At 61.6% G+C, this 7307-nt stretch carries 6 protein-coding genes; all 6 read right to left on the bottom strand.

From position 1 onward, the window contains the following. Positions 1 to 72 precede the first annotated feature (72 nt). The 6 genes from QPK29_RS33200 to QPK29_RS33175 all read right to left on the bottom strand — a co-directional run bounded on the left by QPK29_RS33200 (position 73) and on the right by QPK29_RS33175 (position 7079). The gene (locus QPK29_RS33200; protein ID WP_371772305.1) at positions 73 to 234 is read right to left on the bottom strand and encodes a hypothetical protein; all 162 of its coding nucleotides are present in this window, start codon (positions 232 to 234) and stop codon (positions 73 to 75) included. After that, entirely contained in the window at positions 231 to 368 is a 138-nt protein-coding gene (locus QPK29_RS33195; protein WP_371772306.1) for a hypothetical protein, read from the bottom strand. The genes QPK29_RS33200 and QPK29_RS33195 overlap by 4 nt, the downstream gene beginning before the upstream one ends. A gap of 160 nt (positions 369 to 528) precedes the next feature. Then, a complete protein-coding gene (locus tag QPK29_RS33190; RefSeq protein ID WP_371772307.1) occupies positions 529 to 2862 on the bottom strand; it encodes a beta-L-arabinofuranosidase domain-containing protein in 2334 nt (777 codons plus the stop codon). Between the two features lie 612 nt (positions 2863 to 3474). Next, positions 3475 to 5106: a DUF5597 domain-containing protein gene (locus QPK29_RS33185; RefSeq protein ID WP_371772308.1), complete on the bottom strand. Its 1632-nt coding sequence runs from the start codon at positions 5104 to 5106 to the stop codon at positions 3475 to 3477. A gap of 77 nt (positions 5107 to 5183) precedes the next feature. Then, positions 5184 to 6713, bottom strand: coding sequence for an alpha-N-arabinofuranosidase (locus QPK29_RS33180; RefSeq protein WP_371772309.1), 1530 nt, complete (start codon positions 6711 to 6713; stop codon positions 5184 to 5186). Positions 6714 to 6797: 84 nt separating this feature from the next. Beyond that, the gene (locus QPK29_RS33175; RefSeq protein ID WP_400189953.1) at positions 6798 to 7079 is read right to left on the bottom strand and encodes a non-reducing end alpha-L-arabinofuranosidase family hydrolase; all 282 of its coding nucleotides are present in this window, start codon (positions 7077 to 7079) and stop codon (positions 6798 to 6800) included. Between the last annotated feature and the right edge of the window lie 228 nt (positions 7080 to 7307).

Genomic DNA, 7307 nt, shown 5'->3' with positions numbered 1-7307 from the left:
GCTGCAGAAGCGGAAACGGAAACGGACACAGCTTAAACTAGCCGGCTGAGTGTCTTGACTGATGGGTCCACTTTAGAGCGCAACCGAGGCGCAGTTGCCTGTATAAGGCGCAAGCCGGCACGGGTAGCCGCGGTCCATGAGCAGCAGGTCGCCGGAACCGAGACAGTCAACGTGCTGGAAGAGCATCTGGTGCTCGTTCACGTGGACGCTGTGCAGCGAGGCGGCCAGCATCATTTCGGCGCCGGGCAGAACAGGCCGAAGGCGATTTGATTGGCGCTGGCCGGGTTGGCCACAGTGCTGGCGCGCAGTCCGAAGCGTAAATTCGGGGCGTCGGCCGCGACCAGGCGCAGGCCATGCCAGCGCGGCACAAGGACATGGTGGCCAATGCGGTCAAAAAAGACCCTATTCTGAAGGGTTTTCGTTGAATGCCCGGCGCGGCAATATCTAAATCGATAATTGTATGAACATTTTTTACGCACCTGCCACCCACTCTTTTGCCGAGAGGTCCGCGAGGTCGATACATGATGTCTAACGCAGTAGACGTAGCCCGTACAATCGGCCCGCCATCGCTCCCGGCTTGGCGACGAATTTCACCGTCAGCGACTCGTTGACCAATTCAGAGGGAATCGCCACATCCTTCGCGTAGAACCCCTGCGTATTCTTCTCCAGCGTGACCGTGGCGATCTGCCTGCCATTGACCAGGACATCGAAAGTAGCGCCGGCGTCGCCGCCGTCGAAGGTCAGCCTCAGGATCTTCGCTTCCAGCTTGCGGTCGTTCAGCACATAGCTGAACCATCCGCTTGCACGGCGCCAGTGCTTGCCTCGGGCGACGCCAGCGTCGGCGCCCTCGCCCGCAAACGCGTGATCGGACTCCGGCTGCTGCTCGCCCGGCGCCACCTGATCGATGGTCTGCGCGCCTTCGGCGATGCGCTCGGCTTCGGCCTTGGCCGTCGCTTCGCGAGTGGCCTGCGCGTTGGCCGGGGTCGAATACGGCCAGTAGATCATATAGCGCGAATCGTGCAGCCGGAAAAACGGAATGAGTTTCAAGACCGCCGCGCCGCCGCCCTGGATCAGCCCCGGCGCGGTGAATGTCATCGGCTCGCCCTTGACAGGCTTGAACTTTTTCACAAAGTCGCGCGTGTCGCTAACGAACATCGGCGCTGCCTCCAGCGGACACACAGGCCCGCTGGGGACTTGGCTCCCCGAATCGCCCGCGAACACGTTGAGCTTCTCGTTGGCGAACGGCTGCGTCTTGGCCGCCAACACGATCGGCCCGCGCAGCACCGCATAATAGTTCGACTGGTCCGGCATGCGCTCCAGGGTCGTCCGCATCGGCAAGGTCACGTCGACGCGGTCGCCCTTGCGCCAGTGACGCGTGACGTTCACATAGCTGCCCGGCTTGCCATCGACCTTGACCGGCTTGCCATTGACCTTCACCTGCATGGCTACGCGCGCAACCCAGCCAGGATAGCGCAGCTTGACGGTGAATACGCCATCGCCATCGATCGTCAAGCGGCTGGTGTCGGCATCCGGAAAGCGCGTCGTCTGGGTAATGCGCACGCCCTTCTCATGCCACTCCAAGGTTGAGGACGCGTACAGGTTGACGAACAGCGCATCTTTGTCATGGGCGTAGATGAATTCGCCATACTTGGACTGGCTCTCGATGCCCGAGCCGACGCAGCACCACATGGAGTTGTCGACCTCCGAATACACGCGGTAGTGGTTGGGGCGCATCGGCGTGAAATAGACGAGGCCGCCGGTGTCCGGGTTCTGCGACGACAGGATGTGATTGAACAGCGCACGCTCCATGTAATCGGCGTAGCGCACGTTCGGATCGCGCAAGAACAGCATCTCCGACAGGCGCAGCATGTTGTAGGTGTTGCAGGTCTCGGGACCTTCGACCGCGTTGATCATCGACGAGAAGTCTTTGTCGTCGTTGAAGTGCTCCCGGACGCTGTTGCCGCCGATGGCCACGGTGCGGCGATCGTGTACCGTGCGCCAAAAAAATTCCGCGGCCTTGTGTAGCTGCTGGTCTCCGCCCAGCGCGGCGATGCGCTCGAAGCCGATCGCTTTCGGGATCTGCGTGTTGGCGTGCATGCCGGTCAGCTCGTCCTTGCCCTGTTCCAGCGGCCGCAGCAAAGCCTGATGCGAGAAGCGCTGCGCCAGCGCCATGTATTTTTTGTCGCCGGTCAGTTCGTACACATCGGCCAGCACTTCGTTCATGCCGCCATGTTCGCTGCGCAGCATGTCCTGCATCTGCTCGTCGCTCAGCGCGGCCGTCAGCTTGAGCGCCCAGTCGGCCATCCCGACCAGCATGGCGCGCGCGTCCTGGTTGCCGCCGTAGTGATAGGCGTCGCGCAGGCCGGCGTAGGTCTTGTGCAGGTTGTACCAGGGGACCCACTTGCCGTTGACCGTGAAGTTGTCGGCCTTGATCGCGCCTTTGGCGATGTCCTGCCACGCCTTGGCGCCTTCCGGGATGCCGCCGATGTAGCCGTTGCCGTTGGCCTGCTGGCACTTCTTGAGTTCATTGACGAAGTAGTCGAGGCGCTCCTTGACCATGGCGTCGCCGGTCGACGCATACAGCAGCGCCAGCGCCGACAAATAGTGGCCGCCGATGTGACCGTCCAGACCGTGCGATTCCCAGTTGCCGTAGCTTGGCGCTTTGAGCGGCAAACCGGCTTCGCGCTGGAAGGGCGCGAGCAATTTGTCCGGATCGAGCGACATCAGGTATTGCCGATTGCGGTTTTGGGCATCGAGGAAGGGACCGGCACCGAGACGAACGTCGGCCAGCGGAAAGCGCTCTGCGGCCGACGCCGTCAATGCTGTTGCGGCCAGCAGCAGGCTGGCGAGGAGTTTGCTCATGGTAGTTCTTTACCCTTACTTTGATATTGGTTCAGGTCCTAGGGATCGACCAGCGGCCCCCTAGAACCGGCTAGCGCAGCTCGAAGCGAAGCGCCGTCTCATTCAGCTTACCGGACGTCGCAGAGAGCGTCGCCGCGCCGGGCTGACCGGTCGATTGCACGATCACCTGGGCCCAGCCGTTAAAGACGCTGCGCTGCCCGGCGCTGTCGCTTGCGCGCTCCCCTGGCCGGAGCTTTCGGCCGCTGCGGCGGCGGGCACGCAGGCGGCGCTTGCCAGCGCGAGCGCCAGCAGAATACGGTTAAATGGATTGCTCACGAATTGTCTTCTTCGATTTTTTTTGTTCAAGGTGTACTTATAGAGGACAGTCGCCGTAGCTTGCCGCCTCGACGGACAGTACCAACACGCCTTCCTTCGACAGCAGACCGGCGGCCGATTGCTCGCCCGGTGTTTCAGTCGACTTGATCGTCAGGCCAAGGAATGTGCGCGGCTTCTCTGGTACGCCTGCCGCCGGCTGCGGATCCGGTTCGGGAAACGCGGGCTGTTTCGCCTGCGCCCTGAGCCGGCGCCGGGGAAGCGCCCGCGGCGAAACTGCACCGGCCGGCGGCGCCCTGGTTATTTGACGTAGGTGCCGAGCTTCACTTTCAGCACCTGCGCCCGATCGGTGAAATTCAATCCATCACTGGTCTGGTCGCCATTCCACACCCGCAGCATGATCCACTTGCCGTTCTCGAAACGTCCTTCTTCGACGCGGTCCACAATCATGACGCGGCCTTTCAGGTCCTTGCTGGCGCCGAAGTTGACGCGCGCATTCAGGCCGGTGACCAGGTATTCGTCATCGGCCAGCTTGGCCATCGCCACGCCGCCGCTAGGCGTCTCTGAATTGTCCGGAAAATCGCCCTTGGCATTCCATTTGGCGTCGCCAAATTGCCATTCGCGGTAAGTCACCCTGGCCGTCCACTTCGGACCGAGATCGATTTGCTGCGCGCTGTGATCATCCGGCTCGGAGACGCCGTGCACTTCGCTTTCGAAACTCAACTTCGCCCATTCGCGCGCCATTGGCGCAAACAGGCCATACACGCGGGCGAAGGGCTTGACGCCTTCAGGTCCCCAATTTTTCGCGCCCAGCGGGTAATTCGAATATCCGGTGTAATCGAAACCGAAGGGATCGAAGCCGATCGCCTGCTGGCCCAGCGCAGTGAAAATATAGCGCGCATAGATATTCGTGTTCCCGGTCTCCGCAATCAACAGCGCGTTGTCGGGACGGCGGTAGTGCTTGAGCGTCGCCTCATACGAGACCGATTCGGGCGTGTACAGATCGGGTGCGAGCACATCGATATGCGGCGCGGCGGCCTTGTAAATGTCGATCACGTTCCAGGTCGCGCCGCCGCTGGGGTAGCTGCCCGGCGACTGTGGCTTGATCGGCTCCTTGAGGGCGACATTGACGTAGGTCGGCAGCGGGTAGACAGCCTTGCCGGCTGCGGCAACCTGGTCGACGTAGGAAGCGATCGACCAGGCGTAGAAGAACTCATCAGCATCGCCCCCGAACACCTGCGACCACGTGCCAGGCTGTTTGTTCAGGCGGGACAGCAGGGCTGGCGGGACCTGCTGTGCGAACAGCGCATTGGCTTTCGGCGAATAATCGCGCACGGCGCCATACACGCCCATTTCATTTTGCGGCTGGATGATGATGACGGTGTGCTGTTCGCCGTCGATCGCTTTCAAATGGCGCAGCAACGCCACGTAGGCTTTCTTGTCCGCTTCCAGGGTCGACGCATGGTGCGGCGACAAGGAATAGGAAGTCGTGCCGTCCTTGTTCGTCAGGCGGGGGAAGCGCTGGTTGTCGAGTTTCACCCATGCGGGCGTGTATCCCGGGCCGGTGTTCTTCCACGTTCCGAACCAGAGCAGGCCGAGCCGGACTTTGTTCTGGCGCGCCTGTTTGACCAGGATGTCGACAAAGCTGAAATCGAATTTGTCTTCGACAGGTTCGATCTGCTCCCACGAGATCGGCATCACCAGCGTATTGGCCTTCATGTCCTTGATTGCCGGCCAGACTTGCGGCAGCATGGCGGGGTAGTTACTGGAATTGTTGGCCTGGCCGCCCAACAAAAGATAAGGCGCGCCATCGACCATGAGCGCGAACTTGCCGTTTTTCTGCACCAGCTGCGGCATCGGCGCTGCGGCAGCATGGAAGGCGATCAGGCATGAAAGCGCGACGGCGGCGCGTAATGGGAAAACAGAAGGCATGAGAGGTATCCTATTCAGTAATTATGGTGTCCGATGATGGCGGTGGGTGACCCGGGAGGTTTGTTCCCGTTTGGCGGTTACTCCTCCAAAGCGACCACCATCACCGCCTTGGCAGGCATCTTGATCGACAGCTTGCCACCTGCGGCACGCGCGCTGAACGGCACCGGCTTGATGGCCTGCGGATTCTGGAACGTGTTGTGCGCATCCATCGCGGCCGAGGTCAGCACCTTGCCGGCCGCGCCTTTGACCTTCGTGCCGGCGACGTCGACGGCGACATCGACCGCCTGGTGCGGATCGGTGTTGACCAGCGCCAGGTACAGCTTGCCGTCCTTGGCGCGCGCCGCCGTAGCGCTCACGCCCGGAATGGTGGTGGCGCCCAGGGTGTAGCTGGTGTTGTCCTTGATTGCCAGCGGCACCGTCCGGGCATCCTGGAACGGCACATACATCTGGAACGCGTAGTAGGTCGGGGTCAGGACCATCTTCTCCTTGTCGGTCAGGATCATCGCCTGCAGCACGTTGACCATCTGGGCGATGGTGGTCATGGGGATCCGCTTTGCGTGCGCATGGAAGATGTGGAAGCTGAGCGCCGCCACGAGCGCGTCGCGCAGGGAGTTTTGCTGGTACAGGGCGCTATTACTGGCGTCCGCATCGGCATACCAGGTGCCCCACTCGTCGATCATCAGCCCGATCTTCTTCTCGGGATCGTTCTTGTCCAGCACGGCCAGATGATCTTTGATAATCTGATCCATTTTCAAGGTATTGGCGAGGGTCGAGATCCACTCGTTTTCCTTGAAGCCGAGGGCCGCGCCCTTGGTCTCCCAAGTGGCGCCCGCAATGGTGTACTGATGGATGCTGATGCCGCTCGTACGGCCCTTCAATTCGCGGCTCAGGACCTCGGTCCAGGTGATGTCGCCGCCGCTGGCGATTATTTTCGGCTTGTTGTCCTTGGGCGCCCTCAGGAAGGTCTCGTAATTGCTGTACAGGTTCGCGTAGTAGTCAGGCCTGATGTTGCCGCCGCAGCCCCACATCTCATTGCCGATACCGAAGTAGGCGACTTTGAACGGCTTTGCGTGCCCGTTCCGGGCGCGCAGCCTGGCCAGGGGCGAGCCGCCGTCCGCCGTCATGTACTCGACCCAATCGGACATCTCCTGCACGGTGCCGGTACCGACGTTGCCGTTGACGTAGGCGTCGGCGCCCAGCATGTCGATCAGGTCGAAGAATTCGTGGGTGCCGACGGCGTTGATCGCGTCCACCTTGCCCCCGTTGACGTTGCTCGGGCGTTTGTCCTGCGGACCGACGCCATCGCGCCAATGGTAGGTGTCGGCGAAGCAGCCGCCCGGCCAGCGCACCAGCGGCACATGCAACTGCTTGAGCGCGCCGACCACGTCATTGCGCCAGCCCCCGGTGTTGGGGATGCTCGACTTCGGGCCGACCCACATGCCGCCGTAGATGCCGGTTCCGAGGTTTTCGGCGAACTGGCCGTACACGTTCTTGTTGATGACCGGGCCGGGTTTGCCGGCGTCGATGCTGATGCTGACCGGGCTGGCGGCAAAAGCCGGCGCCGCGATCATGCCGAGAACGGCGAAGCTGTGTTTGATGATGTTCATGCAGACGTATCCAGACAGTAATTATTTAGAGAATGCTGAAAGCCGCCATGGCCGGAACGAATCCCGGCGGGATGATGCGCCGGGTCAACGACTGTTTGCGCTGATTGGATTTTCTCTGTCCGCAGTGATAGCGCCCACGCGGTACGCAATTTTGATGTAATCGTCCTCACAAGCTGCCGAGTCATTCCCCTGGAAGAGGTATTCGAGCGGCCGACAAGGATCGATAGTCATCGTTTGATCGGTATTCGTCCGCACCAGTTCACCGCGGGAAATCCCTTCCGACCAAATCTGTTCAACATTATCGCGAGCCGCGAAAGCGTTTATTGGCGTGGAAGAGAAGGGGGAAGCAGGGAATTGGCGGGGCATGCCCCGCCCCTGCGCAACGCGGCCGCTTTCGCGACAGCGAAAAAAGTCTTTACCTTCCAGGGCTCCCGCGCTTGGCAAGGCCATCGTCAGGCAAGGACTCCTTGCGCGCCGCGCGGCCGGGCGCGCGCTATGGTTTCGCAGGGCCGGTCAGGAGCAGCATCAGCACGCTGTGCGGCGCCAGCCGCGCTTCCAGTTTGGCGCTGGTGTCGCCCGTCTTCTTGCTCCACA

Origin of the sequence: Massilia orientalis, assembly GCF_030411975.2 — a bacterium.
Classification (GTDB): Bacteria; Pseudomonadota; Gammaproteobacteria; order Burkholderiales; family Burkholderiaceae_D; genus Telluria; species Telluria orientalis.
This window is presented reverse-complemented; position numbering and strand designations above follow the sequence as displayed.

What these genes read in the sequence shown, in the direction of transcription:
- QPK29_RS33175 (WP_400189953.1), bottom strand. Translation starts at nt 7,079, where the DNA reads ATGCCCCGCCAATTCCCTGCTTCCCCCTTCTCTTCCACGCCAATAAAC.
- QPK29_RS33180 (WP_371772309.1), bottom strand. Translation starts at nt 6,713, where the DNA reads ATGAACATCATCAAACACAGCTTCGCCGTTCTCGGCATGATCGCGGCG.
- QPK29_RS33190 (WP_371772307.1), bottom strand. Translation starts at nt 2,862, where the DNA reads ATGAGCAAACTCCTCGCCAGCCTGCTGCTGGCCGCAACAGCATTGACG.
- QPK29_RS33200 (WP_371772305.1), bottom strand. Translation starts at nt 234, where the DNA reads ATGATGCTGGCCGCCTCGCTGCACAGCGTCCACGTGAACGAGCACCAG.
- QPK29_RS33185 (WP_371772308.1), bottom strand. Translation starts at nt 5,106, where the DNA reads ATGCCTTCTGTTTTCCCATTACGCGCCGCCGTCGCGCTTTCATGCCTG.